This is a genomic window from Spirochaetae bacterium HGW-Spirochaetae-1 (assembly GCA_002839375.1).
GTDB lineage: Bacteria > Spirochaetota > UBA4802 > UBA4802 > UBA5550 > PGXY01.
This window is the reverse complement of sequence record PGXY01000006.1, coordinates 40,777-60,409: the sequence shown is the minus strand read 5'-3', so window position 1 is coordinate 60,409 and position 19,633 is coordinate 40,777. Positions and strand designations below refer to the sequence as shown.

Sequence of the window (19,633 nt, the reverse complement as noted above, 5' to 3'; positions counted from 1 at the left end):
AATTATACTAGATTTTTCTCTCAATTTTCTTAACACTGCTTTTATCATCAAAACCTACAGTAGAAGGCTCCGGCTCGTTCATCCCGGTAAAATTAAAGAATCCCATTATTTTCTGGAGCTTCACTGCATGTTCACGAAGAATATGAGCAGTGGAGGCCATTTCCTCGGCTGATGCAGCACTCTGCTGCGTGATGTCATTGAGCTGATTCATCCCGTTGTTTATCTGGGTTACGCTGTTTTTCTGCTCTTCTGTAGCGGTGCTTATATCCTGTACGAGGTTTGCCGTCTTCCCGATACTGGGCACTATTTCATTGAGAAGAACACCGGCCCTGTCGGCAATGGACAGGCTGCCCGACGCTACATCACGGATCTGTTTTGATGCCCGCTGGGTTCTCTCGGCAAGTTTTTTAACTTCGGCCGCCACAACGGCGAATGTTTTCCCATGCTCCCCGGCTCTGGCCGCCTCAATGGCCGCGTTGAGCGCCAGGAGATTCGTCTTATAGGCTATATCCTCAATAATACTGATATGATCGGTGATTTCCTTCATGGCACCCACGGTGTTCGCCACGGCCTCTCCCCCTTCAACGGCCATATCAGCAGTATGCCGGGCCAGTTCATCGGTACTTTTTGAATTAACGGCATTCTGGGTAATTGTCCCGGCAATCTCCGCCAGGGATGAGGTGATCTCCTCAACATTTGCAGCCTGGTCCGTGGATCCCCTGCTCAGATTCATAGCCGTTTCATTAATCTGCTCCGAAGCGCCGGCCAGCACATTGACACTTTCAATGATCTCCTTTATTATCCCCGCCAGTTTGATCGCCATGTCACGAATAGACTGCGAAAGAAGATGGGTTTCCTCGTTGCCCTCAATATCAAAAAGCGTGTTCAGATTCCCTTCCGACAGAGCCCTGGTTCTCAGTGCGATTGCCGTTATAGGACTTGCTATGGATCGGGAAATAAAATACATGATGACAGTTCCCATAACAATCGCTGCCGCGCCGCATAAAAGTACGATCCATATTATATCCATGGACCCGGCGGTCCTTTTTCCCGCGGGCAGACTCACCGAAGACATCCATACAGCCTGATTATTCCCAATGGATACGGGAACACCATAGGTAAAATAATACTCTCCCTTTAAATTTACGAAATTTCGTTCATAAAACTCCATGTCCCTCGCCAATACATGCTTTGCAATAATACTGCTTTCAGTAACATCAGTCACGTTCTTCCCGATAAAACCGGCATCGCTGCCGGTGATAACAACCCCGTTGCCTGAAAAACAAACAGCAAAACCCGATTCCATTTTAAATGATGATATAAGGGAATTATGAAGCGTTTCCAGAGACAGGTTAATACCGGCCACACCGATAAAGTTTCCTGAATGGTTTTTCATTGGAACGGTTATAGATATTACCTGCCCCGTTCCCCCGGACACGGGAAACGTAAGAGGTCCGAATACACCTTCCCGCATGGTTTTCCCGGGCACCTGGTAAAAATCACCTTCGCCTTCTCGGTCATATGCGGCTAGAACCTTCAGGACACCCTTTCCCGATGTATCCCGGATCCAGCAGGGTGTGAACCGCCCTGTATCATCATGCCCCCAGAGGTTACCCCGGTACCCGGCGAAATTAATATCATACCCGTCAAAGGCATTGGGCTCAAAGGCCAGAAAAACTCCACTATAACGAGTATTTTTCTCTATAAAATTCTGGAGAATCGTATTTGCCGCATAACGGTTCATATAAACATTGGGGGCGTTTACCGCCGTTTCAAAAAAACCCGCCATTGCCCTTGCCTCGGACAGGGCATTCTCGGCTTCCCTTTTAACCGCGCCGGCATACTGGTAAGCTATCTCCCTGGCCATTAATCCGGAGCGGTCAGAGGCTGATTTTTGAGAAAAACCATAGGTGATTCCAGCGGCAAGAACCGTGATTATGGCCAGAACAAGGGCCGTGGATATCATCATCCTTGTCTGAATTTTCATGCCGTCAAAAAAGTTCATATTTTTTCTCCATGGCAAAGAGATATGCATAAAAGTATATACCAAACGCAAAGCATTTCAAGAACTTTCCCCTGATTCCGGGAAATAATCGGGAGGATAAAAATAAATACAGATAAATTTAATATAAAATGCCTGATAAGAAATTATTTTCCATTAATTCCAGCCCATTGCTACTGTGACGATATTACCTATGATTTTTCCTTCCATAAGCTTTGCTTTTCAAAACTATTGATCTACGGTGATTTAATAAAAAAAATTTGACAAAGGTCTCACACTGTAATAAAATTCAGGAATACTATTGAGGAGCGTGATCATGGAACAGAAAAGTATAGAGATTCTCCGTAAAACAGCTGAAGACTTCGGAGCAATCGCAAGGAAAGTCAATGAATCATCGAAAATGCGTAAAAACCATTCCGAAGAGGCGATCAAATATATAAATCTCTCTATGGAACTCGGCAATGAGCTGTCCAAGGATATCGATTCAGTGGCACAATCCAACAACGACCTGCGGAATCAGGACACGATCGTCAACAATACATGCATCGTTCTCAAATCCAATCTGACACACCAGAAGCAGCTGCTTGAGACGCTGAAGCATAAAAAAGTAATCACACCTGAAATAGCCGATGGCCATTTGAAAAGAATCAAGGATCTTGAGGGCCCCCTATCCCAGGCACTGGAACATATTGCAGATATAATTGCCAGCGACAACGAACTGGTGCTCCTTGATAATGTGCTTATCCTAAAAAAGAAAAAACAGAAAGAACAGCTGAATAAGCTTAAAAAGCTCACCGATATGGCCCTGGACGATGCAGAGAAGGCCATCCAGGGGTCATCATCGAACCTGGAACGGGGAATGACTTTCGTGGATAAATTCAGACATGTAGCACAGCTCGTGGCCGATAAAAACAAGAAGGAACTGGAATCCATGATGCAAAATGCCAACCGGGGCTGGAACATCGCCGTTGAAGTAAACAACAGTTCAAAATCACAGTTCGAATTCGCGGAAACGGTAAACAACTTCACGGAACAGCTTCACCAGGAATCCATTGCCATCCAGGACCTGGTGGTAAAGAAGCATCATGTCTTCGAGCAGAACCTGCAGACTATTACGGTACTCACGGTCCTCATCTCACTGAAATTCATGAAATTCCTTTCCGTTGAGGAAATCATCGGCACCCTGGAAGAACTGGACAGCAAATCCATCGAGGTGGAAGACCTGATCACCTATATCACCATTGCATGCACGGATATACGGAATATTGCGGCGTTGAACTACGACATGACCGATACCAGCCATCTGAACAACGAAATCGAGGATAAATCGGTAAAATCAACGAAAAAGGAAATCGATTATTTCAACAGCATCAAGCGTGAGGTTGCCTCCATGACCGAAGCCACACGGTTTCCCATCGAAGGCTCGGAGAAAAATATCGAGAATGGGAAAAAACTGGAATCGACATTAAAGGAACTGATAGCGTTAATATAAAATACATCGTGATGCATGTAGGGACGGGTTTGAAACCCGTCCCTACATGCATCACGTCCCTACCTGCATCACGCCACACCATTTATTATGACATTGCTGCCGTCGCCCTTACTTGTCCTGTTCAAGCACGACAGAATCTTCTTCACGGTTTTCCGTAGAAATAATCACATTGACCCTGTCCTTCGGATCCGTGGACAGGGTATATCCGCAATAATCGGGTTGAATGGGAATCTCCCTGTTTCCCCTGTCCACGAGACAGAAAAGCTTTATCATGCTGGGACGGCCAAAACTCATGAGTGTTTCAAGGGCCGCCTTGGTGGTCCTGCCGGTGAAGATTACATCGTCCACAAGGAGAATCACCATCTGAGCAATATTGAATTCAATCCTGGTTTCCTTTATTACGGGCAGGATACCGCGCGTCGAAAGATCATCTCGATAAAATGTGATGTCGAGCGTACCATGCCTGATGTCCCGGCCGCTGTACGATTCAATATTATGACGTATGCGGTTCGCCAGTTCCACGCCGCTGGCCTGGATTCCCACAATGGCGAACCTTTCGATATTTTTAATATCCTCATAAATCTTTTTCGAAAGTGAATCAATTATTGCACTGATCTCATCGTTCTTTAAAATCTTCTTGCTGTTCATGATTTAGGATACCTCTTTATGATACTCCTGGATTGCTTTAACTGAAAGATCTTTTCTGCTTTTAACCGTTAGTATCCCGTTGATAGCCGCTTTGGCCGCAGGGATGGTCGTCATGATGGGTATGTGATACCGCACGGCCGCCTGCCGGATGTAATAGGCGTCATCCTTGGAAATTTTCCCCGACGGCGTATTTATGATAAGGTCGACTTCCTCATTTTTAATCATGTCCACAATATTGGGGCGGCCCTCACTGACCTTGAATACCCTTTCACAGGGTATATCGTGATCCATGTAAAACTGTGCCGTCCCTTCCGTACCGATGAGACGGAAGCCGCTTTCATGAAGACGCCGCACCTCACTGAGAAGCTCTTCTTTCGATTTCCTGTTGATACTGAGAAAGACACAGCCATCGACGGGAAGCCGGTCCCCGGCGGCAAGCTCGGCCTTGTAGAAGGACTCACCGAAATCCATGGATATGCCCATGACCTCTCCCGTGGACTTCATCTCCGGAGACAGGAGGGTGTCAACGCCGGGGAATTTATTGAAAGGCAGAACAGCCTCCTTCACGCTGACATAGGGAAATTTTTTCATTACCGTCAGGCCCAGATCCTTCAGTTTTTTACCCAGCATGACCTTCACAGCAACCTTGGCCAGGGGTACCCCCGTGGTCTTGGAAACGAAGGGCACGGTCCGGGAGGCCCGGGGATTGACCTCAATGACATAGAGATCATCCTCTTTAATGGCATATTGTATATTCAGAAGCCCTATGACCACCAGTTCCCTGGCCAGGGCTTCGGTTGTGACGGCAATTCTTTCCAGCATGGGAGCCGAAATCGACATAGGGGGGATGATGCAGGCCGAATCACCGGAATGGACTCCGGCCTCCTCGACATGCTCCATGATGGCTCCGATATACACATCGGTGCCGTCGCTGATGGCATCCACGTCTATCTCCACGGCATCCTCGAGGAAATCATCAACCAGGATGGGGTGCTCCGGCGAAAGATCAACGGCGGTCTTGATGTAGTGCAGGAGACTCTTCTCGTCATAGATGATAGCCATGGCTCGCCCGCCCAGAACATAGGAAGGACGGACCAGCACGGGATACCCGATGTCGCCGGCAATGTTCACCGCATCCTCCTGCGTGTAGGCGATACCATTGTCGGGCTGGAGAAGTCCCAGCTTCCGCACAACTTCGGCAAAACGCTCCCTGTCCTCGGCACGGTCTATGGAATCGGGCGAGGTACCGATAATTTTAACATTGTTTTCCTCGAGCATCTTGGCAAGCCGGAGGGGCGTCTGGCCGCCAAACTGAACGATGACCCCGTCGGGATCTTCCCTTTCATATATATGGAGAATATCCTCCAGGGTCAACGGCTCGAAATAGAGACGGTCCGAGGTATCATAGTCCGTGGAAACCGTTTCGGGATTGGAATTCACCATGATGGATTCGATTCCCTCTTCCCGGAGTGAAAAGGAGGCGTGGCAGCAGCAGTAATCAAACTCGATTCCCTGCCCTATCCTGTTGGGACCGCCTCCCAGGATCATGATTTTTTTCCTGTCGGAACTAACCGTTTCGTTTTCTCCGTCATAAGCTGAATAGTAATAGGGCGTATATGCCTCGAACTCACCGCCGCAGGTATCTACGAGTCTGAAGCCCGGCACAATGTCATGCTCCTTCCTGAATTTACGCGCCAGGTTTTCCTTCTCTTTAAGCTTAATGGCATATTTACGCTGGAAGGCCGGGCCTTTATAGTAAAGGGAATCCAACTCATCCTTGCTGGAAATATATCCCAACTGGCGGTCCGAGAAACCCAGCTCCTTCATCGTTCTCACGTTTTCAGGAGTGAACCCCCTGTCGGCGAATTCTATTTTGAAATTCTCCTCGGCCTGGTATATCTCATGAATCTGGTTGAGAAACCAGGGATCTATCCTGGTAAGCTTGTGGACACGATCCACACTCCATCCGAACCGGAAGGCGGCCCGTATGTAGAAAATTCTGTCTTCCCGGGGAGTGAGCAACTCTGATTCGATGATGGCGTTGCGGTGCCGCTCCGATAGCTCTTCGAAAAGCTCGTCTATCTTCAGGTTGCCGTCGGCGCCGAAACCGTAACGGTCGATCTCCAGCGAACGCAGTGCTTTCTGAAAGGCCTCTTTGAATGTTCTGCCGATGGACATGGCCTCGCCCACGGACTTCATCTGCGTGCCCAGGTTGGGATCGGCGCCCTCAAATTTCTCAAAGGCCCACCGCGGCGCCTTCACCACAACGTAGTCGATAGTGGGCTCGAAGGATGCCGGTGTTTCCCTTGTTATGTCATTGGGGATCTCATCCAGTGTGAGACCCACGGCAAGCTTGGCGGCGATTTTGGCTATGGGGAATCCCGTTGCCTTCGACGCCAGGGCGCTTGAACGGCTGACGCGGGGATTCATCTCTATTATCATGACACGGCCGTCATCGGGATTGACGGCGAACTGGATATTAGACCCGCCCGTATCTACGCCAATCTCCCGGATGATGGCGATGGACATGTTTCTCAGCTGCTGATATTCCTTATCAGTCAGGGTCTGCTGCGGGGCCACGGTGATGGAGTCGCCGGTGTGCACGCCCATGGGATCCAGGTTCTCGATGGAGCAGATGATGACCACATTATCATTTTTATCGCGCATGACCTCGAGCTCGAATTCCTTCCAGCCGATCACCGATTCTTCGAGAAGTATCTGGTGGATTGGTGACTCGTCCAGGCCTTTCCGTACGAAATCGATAAAATCTTCTTTATTATAAATGATATTACCGCCGGTCCCTCCCAGGGTAAAGGCGGGCCGGACAATGATGGGAAGCTTGATCCGCTCCATAACCTTCAGCGCCTCATCAATGGATGAGGCCAGGCCCGACTCGGGTACCTGAAGGCCGATATCGATCATGGCCCTTTTAAAAAGCTCCCGGTCCTCGGCCTTTTTAATGGAATCTATATTGGCGCCTATAAGCTCTACGTTGTATTTTTCGAAAACACCCATCTCTCCCAATTCCATGGCCACGTTGAGTGCAGTCTGGCCTCCCACCGTGGGGAGCACCGCATCGGGTCTTTCAATACTGATTATTTTTTCTATAACATCGGCCGTTATGGGTTCAATATAGGTTTTGTCCGCCAGGTCGGGATCAGTCATGATCGTGGCGGGATTGGAGTTAATGAGAACGACAGTGTAGCCTTCTTCCTTTAAAGACTTACAGGCCTGGGACCCTGAATAATCAAACTCACAGGCCTGACCGATAATGATTGGTCCCGATCCTATGATCAATATTTTACTGATATCATCTCTTCTGGGCATTGCTTCCTCGTTCTATGACGTATATTTCAAGACAGGTCAATTCTGTATTTTATATCGATTCAGTTCTGACAAGGTTCCGCTGCTGAAACCGGGAACATAGTGCGTTTGTAATGAACAGCTGTTAAGTTAAGGTCAGAAAAATAAGGTTTTTACAACACCTATTTGTCAATAAAAATAAAAACACAAAAATGTCTTTTAAGTAAATTAATCATGGTCCTCTGTAAAGTAAAGCATTTTCGCAGGGGGTTACGTCATATATATTTTTTACTATTAGGATATGTAAATAAAAATAGAATAATCCATATATCTGCTTGACTTTGTGTCTTTAATAAGAAAAATAGTCAATTAATTTTCAAGATAACCGCAACAGAGACAGGCCCATGGATAAAGAACTGAAGCTGCAGGAAAAGAAAAAACAAATACTGGAGGCCCTGAAGAGGCTCCTGGAAAAAAATGTCTATTCCCAGATATCCATTGAGGATGTGGCCCAGGAGGCCGGTTTCTCCAAGGGAGGATTACGGCATTATTTCCCCACCAAAGAGGAACTCTACACGGAGCTGATCGAGGATTTCTTCAACCAGATCGAAAAAGACAATATTGGCGTCATGAAAGGCCTGGACCACAATGACAAGGCCTTCATATCGACCCTGTTTGGCATTGAACGGTTCCTTCTTGATAAAAAGAATATCAGGATATTCATCAACATCATTCTCTATGGTTTCGAGGATGAAAAAATAATGGCCATCATCCAGAAATTCATCCGGAACCACCTGAATATATACGAAGACATCATCATCAACAACCGCGACGACAAAGATGTTTCACAAGAAGATATTCAGCTCATCGGGAGAACAACCCAGATCATCCTTCTCTGCGCGGGGCTCTTTGAATCCATAGATCCTATCCGCATGGAAACCCCCCTGCTCATCGAATACATACTGCAGCTTTTCAGGATGAAGAGAATCAGCTGACGACGCAACCGGTTTTTCGGCGTCAAAAAACCGTCAGGGCCGCGCGTATAAAACTGGTGACCGGGGCCTGCTCCCGTGCGTCCTCCACGGTTTCCCGCACCTGTTCCAGGAGATCATTGGCCTGATTGGCCAGCTTACCGTCGTTAAGCAGTCTGGCCACAGTGCCCTGCCCCGAATTCATTTTGCCGGTAAAGTCCCTGATATTGCGGATCGAGACGTAAATATTTTCCCTGTTCTCTTCGACCAGACTCGTGATAGTGGCTATGGGATCATCAAGAGAGCCCACGAGCAGGCCCCCGGTAGAAACCACGGCAAAGGCACGACCCTTCGCATCAGTCTTCTTTCCCGGATTGATGTTTATCTGCTTCCCGCCCAGGGCAGCCTCGGACTTAATGCGTATATCATAATTTTCATACAGGGTGAACCGGTTGAACATCAGCAGGACCACTTCGACATATTCGTCATGCAGCTCTATGGAAACGACTTTGCCGGAGTTTACGCCGTTTACAAAGGCCCTGCTATTTTCAACAAGACCGCCCGCATCATTGAACTGAACCGTGAGTGTATATGAATTCTCCGGTTTTAACACCTCGTGACTCATGATTACCGTGTAATAGCCCAGAATACCCAGTGCCACAAAAAAAAGAATGCCCACCATTATTTCAATTTTTAATCTATTTTCCATTTCAGCACCTCCAAAAATCGCGTTTTAGTCCTGCTACTTATTTTACCATCTTAACTGCTTTGCTATTAATATACTATCACTGCCCTGATCCGGAAATTTTTTTTAAACCCGTCATTCCACATCAATGGGCCCCTTGATCTCTCCCCTGATAAACTGCTGAACGGTAGGATTGACCGAATTCCGTATGCCCTCCGGTGTATCGCACTGGATGATTTCGCCGTTATGAAGAAAGGCAATCCGGTCCGCCAGGAAATAGGCGCTTTCCATGTCATGGGTCACCACCACGGACGTAACGCCGAACTCACGCTGCATTCGCCGAATAAGATCGTTTATTACCGTGGACATGACGGGGTCCAGCCCGGAAGTAGGCTCGTCGTAAAGTATTATTTCGGGATTGCGGACCAGGACCCTGGCAAGACACACCCGCTTCTTCATCCCGCCGCTGATTTCCGCAGGCATCCTGTCAATAGCCTCGTAGAGATGGAGTAGCTTCAGCTTTTCCTCGACCTGCCGGGAAATTTCCTCCCCGGTCAGGACACGGCGCTCCACCAGGGGAAGGGCCACATTTTCTCCCACGGTAAGCCAGTTGAGCAGCGCCCCGGACTGGAATACGACGCCCATTTTTTCCCGGAGCTTTTTCCTTGTGCCGCCCGAGGAATTGTTCATTTTCATACCGTCGATGACGACCTGCCCGGAATCGGGGTCTATGAGGCCCGAAATATTTTTCAGAGTCACGGTCTTCCCCGTACCGGACATACCGATTATCACAAAAGTCTCGCCGGTTTTTATCGAAACGGAGAGGTTCTTCAGGACAGTCCTGCCGTTGAATGTTTTGGTTACATCGATAAGTTCAATCATAATCCATGCCGGAAAAATATTTCAGTAATATAATATCCCACAATAAGTACCGTAATAAACGATGCCACGACGGAATCGCGCGTAGCGTGCCCCACCCCGATGGCGCCATTATCGGCCTTGAGCCCGTGGGCGCAGCTGATGGACGAGATGCACATCCCGAAAACAAAGGATTTCAGGAGCCCCACATACACTGCCTTGAAGTGCATGCCCTGGATGGTATAAAAGTAAAAGACATCAAAAGAAACATTAACATGGGAATTGGCCACGACGGCCGCTCCCAGGACGCCCATGAAATTGATATAGACCGTGGCAATAGGCATGACCAGCGCAAGGGCTATGACCCTGGGCATGACAAGAAATTTAACCGGGCTGATGGACATTATCTCCAGGGCATCGATCTCCTCCGACACCTTCATGGTCCCTACCTCGGCAGCCATGGCTGCACCAACGGAAGCAATGAGAATGATGGCCGCCGTGAAGGGCCCCATTTCCCTGGTCAGGGTAGCGATAACGGCCTGTCCCAGATATTTTTCCTGTCCGTAGTACTTCATTTCAATGCCGAGCTGCAGGGAAAGGACCATGCCCGTGAAGAGCGCCACGATGGAAAGCACAGGGAAGGTCCGCACACCGGCATTGAACATCTGCCGGGCGATTTCATGCCGCTTCTGGATGAAATTTTTGGTGTAATACAAAGTCTTAAGAAGAAGAATGACGGTAAAACCGGAAAATTCCAGAGTGGAAATAAAATAGCGCCCCGCAATAGCCAGTTGTTCTTCAATCCATTTTTTCATAGTGATCTTCTGCCGGCCATTGTGTATCAAAACCGGGTTTTTGCAACATAAAAATCACGGCCCGTCCGTTCCCCGGGAAAATCCGGGATTGTCACGGAGGCAATCTTCCCGTGGTCTGCCTCTTTATCCCCGGAGCGGAGATCGTCTTCCATACCGTGATTTACGGCAATGCCCGGATCTGCTTCGCCAACCCGCACGGGCACCCAGAATATCCTGACATATTTCCCGCTCTTCTTCTGTTCAAAGCCGAACATGGAAAGTATGAAACCCGCATGAACCGTGCTGCCGCCTGCCTGCTTGTATGAAAAAAGCACAGGGATCTTGCACTGAAAATAATCTCCACCCCAGCGCTGATAATAGGTCCTGAACAGTAAACCCATTCGCTTCTCTCCATCGGGAAAGCGGCGGTACTCGAAAAGGGTCCACAGTGGCTCATAAAGTTTTTCATATCCTTCAGGGTCCCGCATGGGAAGGAGCGACAGGAAGTTCACCGCCCGGTAGCCCTTTTCACTGTATTCAACACTGGCAAGGGGCCATATCTTGAAATAGCGCCAGTATTTTCCATGGACCGGGTCGCTTCCGTGATAGTCCTTCTTAAAATACCAGACCACGATAAAGTGGTAATAATAATTGGAATTAAAAACGGCTCCCTCTTTGCTCAGGCGGAAATACAAGGGCGTCACAAAGAAGGTCTCCTTTTTTTCATAGTTATACCGGCCGTAGAAGGGGAAAAAGATTCTCTTCCGGATATGAGGGGTAGCCGTATCTTCGATCTGTACCAGGGGCCAGGGAAGGTTATACTGGGTGCTTTGAGTTTTTTTATCGTACCCCCAGGAAAAAAAAGGCCACAGCACGGTATGGGATGAAATACGGCCCGAATCGCTCCACTTGTGGCCATAAACAGGAAAGAAGAAAAATGTATAACGGGTGTCATGCGAGTAATACTGTTCTTCATAGTTGAACAGAACAAGGATGGAATACTTTTTATAAGTGTCCTTTTTCCGGTGATGGGCATAAAAAGGAAGTATCCGCAGATCGTCGCGGTTGACGCTTTTCCCCGTCGTAAAAAGCGGCCACGCCAGTCCCCAGGCCGAATAGTCGGCGCGGGAATACGAAACATAGAGAGGCAGGAGCGAGACCACGGCATAGAGTGTGGTGGTCAGGGAAAAAAAGCTTGCCGGCGGAAAAAAGACAAAGAGAAGCACGCCGGGGAACAGGGCCGTGACAATACGCTCCTGGCCCAGCTTACCCTTGAGAACTCCACCGAAGGGCCAGAGCATGAAATAGCGGTCCTTCTCTTCAGGGCTGCTGCCGTAATAGATAAAAGGAAAGATGCCAAGATCATAATCGATAATGCCGTATTCATGGCGAAACTCCAGTGAATTAAAAAAACCCAGGAGACCGCGCCAGTCATCCTTGACATCGGTTTTGTATCGCCAGAAAACCAGGGGCATGAGAGAAGCATCGAATCTTTTTCCCTCTGTTTCATGACGAAGATAGAAGGGGCGCACAACAAAGGTACTCTGCAGACCCGCCCTCTCCTGCTCATACAAAAACCACTGCCAGTCAAATTCACCGGCGAAGGATGGCCCCGCAGCTATCAACAGCATTACAGCCGTGAGAAGGAGGATAACATGTATGCGGCTTATTTTTTTCATTCATTTTTCAGTATAAATACGGGAAAAACCAGTTTCTTTCAACACGATCCTTCATTCCGCATCATATTTATGATCGAGGCGAGTTGGATATTGTCCTGGGGAGAAATGATGCTTATGATCATACCCCCTTTATAGGTAAATCCCTTTCCCTGGGCGGTTACATTATTCCATACATTTCGTACACCGGCGATAAAAAAGGTATTCCCGGCATGTATCTTCAGAAACAGTTCGCTCACATTTCTCAGATAATCCGCTTTGGTTCTGTCGAGGTCTCTGATCTCGATACCGATTCCTTTCAGGCTGATATCGATAACCGCGGCCCGCACGGTTTCGGGAATATCAAGCTCCACATAAAATGTATCCCCTTCTTTCCCGGCTCTGGCCGGTATTTCTGTTCTTGCAAGAGTGCGCAATTCCATGAATAAACCTCTTTCTGATGCCTGAAAGGCCTGTTTATGCCGTTTAAATATTCAATTTTTAATGATTTCAGAAGAATTTATTGACATCAAATAATATTATTATTAGAATATCAGTGTCAAATGATTTCTTAAGACAGTTATCATTATTTTACTGCACAACAGTAACCAACGTGGAGGAATTTCATGTATAAACATCTTGCCTATTTACTTATTCTTTCCCTGTGCATTATGATGCCGGGCTACAGCCAGGATAAACCGGCGGAGACAAAAACCGATGACATTGCCGACTCAATAGGTGATAAAGTATATTTCGAAACAATCCTGGAGGACTTCGAACAGACAGTATATACCACGGAAAAAAACCTCCAGTTCAGCGTCACCAAGAACCAGGAGGGATCAATCAACATGCGTGATCAGTACGCCGCTCCTACGGGAAAATCCAAAAAGTATCTCGGCGTAAAAATGTATGCCAAAAAGGGCGATGTATTCAAGATAATCCCGGCAAAAGACCTGATAATCGACAAGTACTGCCGTTCTATTGCCGTATGGGTCTACGGAAAACGTTTCTCGGGCGAACTCTCCATGATTCTCCAGGACGCGGAACAGCAGAACCACCGCATCATCCTGGGTACCACGGATTTTCTGGGTTGGAGAAAGCTCATCGTCAAGCTGGACAGAAAAATAAAACAGGAAGATGAGTACCTGAACCAGAAAAGGTTTCTAAAAATACTCCAGATACAGTACCGGCCCGGTAATATGGCCCGCCTTCCCCTGTGGCAGTATTTTTATCTCGATGACATCTCCGCCATGGTACGTGAAAAATACACGGACCGTCAGAGCGACGACTGGTAGAAAATATCCACATCGAAATTATAAAAGGGCTTCCGAAAGGGCGCCCTTTTTTTATTCAGCAGGACAGCGTTAAACACAAACAATAAAGAGCACCACAGGGACTCAGGGACACGGGGAAAGCACAGGGAAAAGACTAGAGAGAGAGAGAGAGGGGGCAATTCAAGGCAAAATCCATTCCAGTGACATAGATCGAGTTATCAGCATGAATTGTTATAAAGGTTTTTTAACGTACGGGCACCTTTAAAAATCAGTCATCCATTATTAATAGAATGGAAAAACCTGATTTTCCCGACAACTGAATATAAACCCTCTCCCCTCCCCTGTGCCTCTGTGTCCCTGTGGTTGCATTTCCTTCAATTTTTGTCACAACCAGTATTCTTCTATCAGGGCTCTGACCCCGGCAATAAATAATGATTGCCCTATAATAGTATTCCCTAAAAATTGTAAAAAAAATTTTGTGACGATTCGCCGCAAAATGGAACGTTATCATTAGAAGGATGCTTCACCGTGCAAATTGACAGAAAGCGTCGCGATATCTATACGGAGCATTTTAACAATTATTACCAGATGGTGTTCAATGCCGTATATGTAAAAATAGGAAATATTGATGATACGGAGGATATCTGCCAGGAGGTATTTATCGCTCTGTATAACAACCTGGAGAAAGTGGACTCGGTCCGGCAGTGGCTCTACGGCACGCTGAAAAACTGCGTGCTGAAGTTCTACCGGGACCGGAATGACAACACCGTGGATATTGATACGGTCTTCGCCGATATCAGCCTCACCTTCGTGAACGGTTTTCGCGATACGCGCCTGATCCTGGAATCGGTGGTTACGGAGGAAGTCGTTGAGGAGAAGGACCGTGCCGTGTTTGAAATGGTGGCCATACATAATTACAGCTACGCCCATACGGCAGGACTCCTGGGGCTGACGAAACGAAAGATCGAGTACCGGTATACCCAGATTGCAAAACGGATACAGGCAAACCTGGCAAAGCGCGGCATCGGAAGCCTGGAGGAACTGCTATGAAAGAAGCAACTGCTCTGAGCAGCCTCATGGATAAATACCGTTTCACCCAGGCGATACCCGAAGAGGTGCAGAAACGGGTTGCCGCTTCAAAAAGAAAAAGCCTTGCTCTGACCCTGAAAAGGCTGAACCAGCAGACCCTTCCCTTCAGCCTGATCACAGCCCTTTACCTGTGGTTCACGTCAAAGGGCCTGAAAATATCCCTGGGAGGGGCTAAAATACTGACGACAGCAGGGGCTCTGACCCTGGCGGCGAGCCTTTCCACCGTGGCGACCATGACGGTTCAGTATTTCCAGGGTCAGAGCCTGTCAGCGCCCGCGGAATCGCAGGGACTCATTGCGGTTAAGCCCATCGATACCACGGAAAATGACACCGATAATGGAACAAAAACAGGCACTGCGGACCAATACATTATGGCGATACAGCCCCTGAAGGTAAATCTTACTGGCAAGGATATGGGCAATGCTCTGACCCTGGCACTTTACCGGGAACTGAAGGACCTGCTGGGCGATGAACAGATCACTGTGCTTAAAACCGACGGGGCGCCGCGATGCCGTTATTTTCTCACCGGGTCCGTTTCAGGTCTGGGCGAAAGGCTCATCATCACCGTGCGCCTCTTCGATGGGCACAGCGGTAAAATACTCTTTACCGATATGTACACCTGCCCGGGGTCAGAGCCTCACGAGGCATGTACGGAAGACTATGCCACAGAACTGGCCAGGAAGATGCGGCCGATGATAGAGAAACAGGAATAATGTCCCATAGAAAATGAATTTCGAGGTTAAACCATGTTGCGAAACACAACTTTAAAATCGCTGATATCCCTGGCACTGATACTCATCCTGGGCCTCCCCGTCCTGGCAAAGGATAAAGCTCCGGCAAAAACCACGGAGAAGCCAAAAATAGCCGTGCTGGCCCTGGAGGCAAAGAACATCCCCGCCGTGTATGCCGATATAGTCCGGGACATCCTGGAGGTGAACCTGCACAAACAGGGAAACTTTGCCGTCCTTGAACGCAGCCAAATCAACCTCATCATGAAAGAACAGAAGGCCACCCTAAACCAGTGCTCCGAGACCCAGTGCGCCGTGGACTACGGCAAGGTTCTCTCAGCGGACCTCGTTGTGGTGGGCAGCATATCGCGCCTCACGGAATACAACATCTCGGTAAAGCTCGTGGATATCAGTGAGGGACGGATTATTGCCGCCGAATTCGAACAGGTGCCGTCCGACAAGGAACTGGACCGGGCCGTGAATAATCTTGCGGGTCGCATCAGCCGGGCGGCAATGAAGGATACGGGATATGTTCCGGAACCACAGGACGATGACCGGCATCCCATGTATTTCGGCATTGCCTACCGGTACGGATTATGGGAAATTCCACTTCCCGTTCTGAAACTGCCTGAGACGCCAGGAGATCCCATTGTTATCGATAAAATCGATGTTCTTCATGACATGATGTCCGTAATAGCATCTACTACTTATGACATTAACACCTTCCTGGCATTGAAGACAAATGCTAATGCCACCGTATGGTCTAGTCAAATTAGAAAATCACAACATGAAACATTAGACATCACGAGTGATGAATATCATTCGTTATCAACTACTGTAAAATCTGGCAGATTCAAGGGAATAGGCATTGATGGTCTATTGCAGTTCAATTATCCTGTGCTAAAATTGACTCCCTATGCAGCTATAGGCGGAGGATACTATTTTTACAGATATAATTATTCGAATCAGTCATACATTTATGCCAATAACACCTCAACACACTACTCAGACTTTTCCGATGGAAACCTGAATATTTCAAATAACATACACCTTTTCATGCTTGCGTTAGAAACCGGGATAAATTATATGCTGATAGGCCCCGTCGGACTCAACCTGTCGTTTATCTGCAACTATCCAGTTAAACAATCCATTATAAAAAAAATCTCATATGAAACTAGGTATTATAATAACACAAATGGATATATGCCAGCAAATTACCCCGCTCCCGGTGCTCCTAACCTAAAAAAAGCGGATTCTTTTAACTCTACACCCATTTTTTCCATCCAAGTGGGGATCGTGTATCGGTTTATGTGAGAAGTTCAAACAAGGATACAGATAGTGGAATTTGGTCATATAACAAACGAGGATCAAATGAAAAAAAGCATTATATTAATGATAGCGGCAATGATGATAATCTCTATCACTTCGGCCCTTTACGCCGACCGTCTCTACCTGAAAAGTAATATCACCCTGGAAGGAAAAATCCTCAGCGTCAAAGAGGCGACCATCGAATTTGATCCTGTTGGTGATAAGCCCTTTGAGGTAATCGGCCGCGGAGAAGTCCGGTATATCGAGTACAGCGACGGTACCGTAATTAACCTGGAGCAGTATGAACAGGAGGCAGCAAAACCTTCCGCTCCGGTTAATTCATTGTCCCCGACCGCAACTGAAAATCCCCTTGAACCGGGCACCTTCATCCTGGGTCTGGGCAATGTTGCTTCCTTCAACATGTACAGCGGTGAACTCTTTAAGGGAAGTAAAAATGATTTTTATATCAATCCCGGCCTTTCCTTTGAACTGCAATATGTGATCCTAAAAGGACTTGCCGTAGGCGGCACCTTCGGTTTCGCCTTTTTTCATCAGGATGAATGTATATCTATCCCTTATTCAATAACCACCATTACCAGCTCAAAAAATATTGTCGTGGACGGCGGCCCATCCATAGCCTATTTTTATCAGGTTTCCCCTCATCTCATGCCTTTTGGGGAATTTACCTTTACCTATGGAAGAGCCCAGGTGACCTATACCGACGACTACTACGATAACGAAATCATCACATATAACATCAACCGGTACTCTTTCAACTTTTCTCTCGGTATAACATATCTGTTTAACAATACCTTCGGTTTATATGCGGCATATACTTACAACAGACAGATGCAGAACATCGAAAAGGGAAAGATATCGGGCAGCGCCTCGGATGAAATATTTATATTCTATGATTATTATGAAGGGAAAAAAATCTGGGGCAATATAAACAGCCTGGAAATAGGTTTCAGGATATTTCTGTGACGATTATTTTCTTTCGCGCCCCACATATCCCGGCACCCCATAGGCAAAGGGCCTGCCGGAAATGGGATTTTCCCGCACCACGCACACGATATCGAACAGGGCCTCGATGCGGTCATAGGTGATGACCTCCTGTGGTGCGCCGTCGAAGAATATCCTTCCCTCTTTTATACCGATGATACGTCGGCAGTAGTCCGAGGCCAGGTTGAGATCATGGAGCACGGTGATGACCGTGGCACCCTGCCGGTTCAGGTCGTGGAGGATATCCATGATCTTCAGGGTGTGCTTCACATCCAGGTGTGATACGGGCTCATCGAGGAGGATGACGTCGCGGTTCTGGGTCAGAGCCCGGGCTATGCACACGAGCTGCACCTCGCCGCCGGAAAGTTCGTTTATTGAACGGCCCGAAAGATGTTCCACGCCGCAGATTGCCATGGCTTCATTGATAAGCCGGGTATCGTCCATGCTTTCGATTTCCCAGGCCTTCTGATGGGGAAAGCGTCCCAGGCGGATGAACTCACGCACCGTATAGGCCTGTAGCTGTTCCATGGTTTGGTGCACCACGGACATTTCCCGGGCCAGGGCTGATCCGTGCCAGTGTCTTAAGGCTCTGTCCCTGAAAATAACTGACCCCTTTGACGGCACTATCCCGCCCGTCATGGTTTTAAGTAGTGTGGACTTTCCGGCGCCGTTAGGGCCGATCACGGCGAGAAAATCCCCCTGGGACACGATGAGATCCACACCGTGGATAATTTCCTTCCGGTCATATCCTGCTGAAACGTCTTTTAAAGTGAATATATCCATGCTCTGACCCTCATTCCCTTTTCCAGACATTCTATACCCTGCGCCGTGTCATATAGATGAGGAAAAATATTCCCCCGGCAAAACCCGTGATGATCCCCACGGGTATCTCGTAGGGGGGAGCGATGGAACGCCCCGTGGTATCGGCCAGGATAAGAAATCCGGCACCGCAAAAGGCCGAAAGAGGGATAAGCTTCCGGTGCTCCGGTCCGAAGATTGAGCGTGCCAGGTGGGGGATTATGAGCCCCACGAATCCAACGACGCCTGCCAGGGATACGGAAAGGGCCGATAAAAGCGCCGCTATCCAAAATATATGCCGAAGCTCTGACCCCGTAACCCCCAGGTTCCGGGAAAACTGCTCCCCGAAGGAGAGTATATCAAGGTGCTTATGATACCGCAGGGCAAGCAGTATAAGGATACCGCAGGATATTCCGGCCCCGGCAAGCATATCATACCGGGCCTGGGACAGATCTCCCATAAGCCACATCATGGCCCGATGCACATCCTGGGACCGGGACATGGCAAAAATGAGAAGCACACCCGAAGACATGATAAAACTGACGGAGATACCCGTAAGTATGAGCGACGAAGTACCAAAGCTGTGGCGTGACGACATAAAATGGACGAAAAGGACTACAAAAATGCTCCCTGCAAAGGAAAAAATTACAATGAAAATGTTCGGAAGGGAAAAAACAATGGCCAGGGAAGCTCCCAGTGAAGCGCCCCCTGATACTCCCATGATGAAAGGGTCAGCAAGAGGATTTTTCAGTATGGATTGAAACAGTACACCGCTCACAGCCAGGGCGGCGCCCGTCACGAGAGCCAGGAGTATGCGCGGTATCCTGATGCCGGTGATAATTGTGTGCGCCGTGGAATCAGAACCGGGGGTCAGAGCATGGATGATGTCGCGTGGAGAATAAAATTCCGTTCCCGCCATGAGCGCAAAAAAGACTAATATGATTAAAATAAAAAGAAACAATATGTAGCGCCACAATTTATTCATGGGGGAAATAACATGTATCCTTTAATAATGCGTTTCATCAC

At 48.0% G+C, this 19,633-nt stretch carries 17 protein-coding genes; 7 read left to right on the top strand and 10 right to left on the bottom strand.

Going from position 1 to position 19,633, the window contains the following annotated elements:
* Window positions 1–7: 7 nt before the first annotated feature.
* A complete protein-coding gene (locus CVV44_12350; protein ID PKL37953.1) occupies window positions 8–2,050 on the bottom strand; it encodes a hypothetical protein in 2,043 nt (680 codons plus the stop codon).
* Between the two features lie 268 nt (window positions 2,051–2,318).
* Between CVV44_12350 and CVV44_12345 the strand changes: the two genes are divergently transcribed.
* Window positions 2,319–3,494 (top strand): hypothetical protein, encoded by a 1,176-nt coding sequence (locus tag CVV44_12345; GenBank protein PKL37952.1) that lies wholly within the window; start codon window positions 2,319–2,321, stop codon window positions 3,492–3,494.
* A gap of 108 nt (window positions 3,495–3,602) precedes the next feature.
* On the opposite strand, the gene CVV44_12340 is transcribed toward CVV44_12345, so the two are convergent.
* Both CVV44_12340 and carB read right to left on the bottom strand, forming a co-directional pair.
* Window positions 3,603–4,142 carry a bifunctional pyr operon transcriptional regulator/uracil phosphoribosyltransferase PyrR gene (locus CVV44_12340; protein ID PKL37951.1) on the bottom strand — a complete coding sequence of 180 codons (540 nt, stop codon included), beginning with the start codon at window positions 4,140–4,142 and terminating at the stop codon, window positions 3,603–3,605.
* A gap of 3 nt (window positions 4,143–4,145) precedes the next feature.
* Window positions 4,146–7,469 (bottom strand): carbamoyl phosphate synthase large subunit, encoded by a 3,324-nt coding sequence (gene carB / locus CVV44_12335; GenBank protein PKL37950.1) that lies wholly within the window; start codon window positions 7,467–7,469, stop codon window positions 4,146–4,148.
* Window positions 7,470–7,849: 380 nt separating this feature from the next.
* Between carB and CVV44_12330 the strand changes: the two genes are divergently transcribed.
* Window positions 7,850–8,440 (top strand): hypothetical protein, encoded by a 591-nt coding sequence (locus CVV44_12330; protein PKL37949.1) that lies wholly within the window; start codon window positions 7,850–7,852, stop codon window positions 8,438–8,440.
* Window positions 8,441–8,462: 22 nt separating this feature from the next.
* Here the strand turns inward: CVV44_12330 and CVV44_12325 are convergent, their stop codons facing one another.
* From CVV44_12325 to CVV44_12305, 5 genes are all read right to left on the bottom strand, one after another.
* Window positions 8,463–9,125, bottom strand: coding sequence for a hypothetical protein (locus CVV44_12325; protein ID PKL37948.1), 663 nt, complete (start codon window positions 9,123–9,125; stop codon window positions 8,463–8,465).
* A 111-nt stretch (window positions 9,126–9,236) separates the two neighbouring features.
* Complete coding sequence (locus CVV44_12320) at window positions 9,237–9,983, bottom strand: ABC transporter ATP-binding protein (GenBank protein ID PKL37947.1); 747 nt, start codon at window positions 9,981–9,983, stop codon at window positions 9,237–9,239.
* Entirely contained in the window at window positions 9,980–10,774 is a 795-nt protein-coding gene (locus CVV44_12315) for an ABC transporter permease (protein PKL37946.1), read from the bottom strand. The genes CVV44_12320 and CVV44_12315 overlap by 4 nt, the downstream gene beginning before the upstream one ends.
* 26 nt (window positions 10,775–10,800) lie before the next feature.
* A complete protein-coding gene (locus CVV44_12310; GenBank protein ID PKL37945.1) occupies window positions 10,801–12,432 on the bottom strand; it encodes a hypothetical protein in 1,632 nt (543 codons plus the stop codon).
* Window positions 12,433–12,470: 38 nt separating this feature from the next.
* Complete coding sequence (locus CVV44_12305) at window positions 12,471–12,851, bottom strand: hypothetical protein (protein ID PKL37944.1); 381 nt, start codon at window positions 12,849–12,851, stop codon at window positions 12,471–12,473.
* 183 nt (window positions 12,852–13,034) lie between these two features.
* Here CVV44_12305 and CVV44_12300 point away from each other — a divergent pair, with 183 nt between their 5' ends.
* The 5 genes from CVV44_12300 to CVV44_12280 all read left to right on the top strand — a co-directional run bounded on the left by CVV44_12300 (window position 13,035) and on the right by CVV44_12280 (window position 17,791).
* Window positions 13,035–13,703, top strand: a complete 669-nt coding sequence (locus CVV44_12300; protein ID PKL37943.1) for a hypothetical protein — start codon at window positions 13,035–13,037, stop codon at window positions 13,701–13,703.
* Between the two features lie 507 nt (window positions 13,704–14,210).
* Window positions 14,211–14,732, top strand: coding sequence for a hypothetical protein (locus CVV44_12295; protein PKL37942.1), 522 nt, complete (start codon window positions 14,211–14,213; stop codon window positions 14,730–14,732).
* The gene (locus CVV44_12290) at window positions 14,729–15,484 is read left to right on the top strand and encodes a hypothetical protein (GenBank protein ID PKL37941.1); all 756 of its coding nucleotides are present in this window, start codon (window positions 14,729–14,731) and stop codon (window positions 15,482–15,484) included. The genes CVV44_12295 and CVV44_12290 overlap by 4 nt, the downstream gene beginning before the upstream one ends.
* Before the next feature lie 33 nt (window positions 15,485–15,517).
* Window positions 15,518–16,813 carry a hypothetical protein gene (locus CVV44_12285; GenBank protein ID PKL37940.1) on the top strand — a complete coding sequence of 432 codons (1,296 nt, stop codon included), beginning with the start codon at window positions 15,518–15,520 and terminating at the stop codon, window positions 16,811–16,813.
* A 24-nt stretch (window positions 16,814–16,837) separates the two neighbouring features.
* Window positions 16,838–17,791 (top strand): hypothetical protein, encoded by a 954-nt coding sequence (locus tag CVV44_12280; protein ID PKL37939.1) that lies wholly within the window; start codon window positions 16,838–16,840, stop codon window positions 17,789–17,791.
* Window positions 17,792–17,794: 3 nt separating this feature from the next.
* Here the strand turns inward: CVV44_12280 and CVV44_12275 are convergent, their stop codons facing one another.
* A complete protein-coding gene (locus CVV44_12275; GenBank protein PKL37938.1) occupies window positions 17,795–18,622 on the bottom strand; it encodes an ABC transporter in 828 nt (275 codons plus the stop codon).
* Window position 18,623: 1 nt separating this feature from the next.
* Complete coding sequence (locus CVV44_12270; GenBank protein PKL37937.1) at window positions 18,624–19,592, bottom strand: hypothetical protein; 969 nt, start codon at window positions 19,590–19,592, stop codon at window positions 18,624–18,626.
* Window positions 19,593–19,633: the final 41 nt, after the last annotated feature.

Coding starts and splice junctions, on each gene's coding strand:
- CVV44_12310 (PKL37945.1), bottom strand. CDS start 12,432: ATGAAAAAAATAAGCCGCATACATGTTATCCTCCTTCTCACGGCTGTA.
- CVV44_12300 (PKL37943.1), top strand. CDS start 13,035: ATGTATAAACATCTTGCCTATTTACTTATTCTTTCCCTGTGCATTATG.
- CVV44_12340 (PKL37951.1), bottom strand. CDS start 4,142: ATGAACAGCAAGAAGATTTTAAAGAACGATGAGATCAGTGCAATAATT.
- CVV44_12285 (PKL37940.1), top strand. CDS start 15,518: ATGTTGCGAAACACAACTTTAAAATCGCTGATATCCCTGGCACTGATA.
- CVV44_12345 (PKL37952.1), top strand. CDS start 2,319: ATGGAACAGAAAAGTATAGAGATTCTCCGTAAAACAGCTGAAGACTTC.
- CVV44_12325 (PKL37948.1), bottom strand. CDS start 9,125: ATGGAAAATAGATTAAAAATTGAAATAATGGTGGGCATTCTTTTTTTT.
- CVV44_12270 (PKL37937.1), bottom strand. CDS start 19,592: ATGAATAAATTGTGGCGCTACATATTGTTTCTTTTTATTTTAATCATA.
- CVV44_12275 (PKL37938.1), bottom strand. CDS start 18,622: ATGTCTGGAAAAGGGAATGAGGGTCAGAGCATGGATATATTCACTTTA.
- carB (PKL37950.1), bottom strand. CDS start 7,469: ATGCCCAGAAGAGATGATATCAGTAAAATATTGATCATAGGATCGGGA.
- CVV44_12330 (PKL37949.1), top strand. CDS start 7,850: ATGGATAAAGAACTGAAGCTGCAGGAAAAGAAAAAACAAATACTGGAG.
- CVV44_12290 (PKL37941.1), top strand. CDS start 14,729: ATGAAAGAAGCAACTGCTCTGAGCAGCCTCATGGATAAATACCGTTTC.
- CVV44_12305 (PKL37944.1), bottom strand. CDS start 12,851: ATGGAATTGCGCACTCTTGCAAGAACAGAAATACCGGCCAGAGCCGGG.
- CVV44_12315 (PKL37946.1), bottom strand. CDS start 10,774: ATGAAAAAATGGATTGAAGAACAACTGGCTATTGCGGGGCGCTATTTT.
- CVV44_12320 (PKL37947.1), bottom strand. CDS start 9,983: ATGATTGAACTTATCGATGTAACCAAAACATTCAACGGCAGGACTGTC.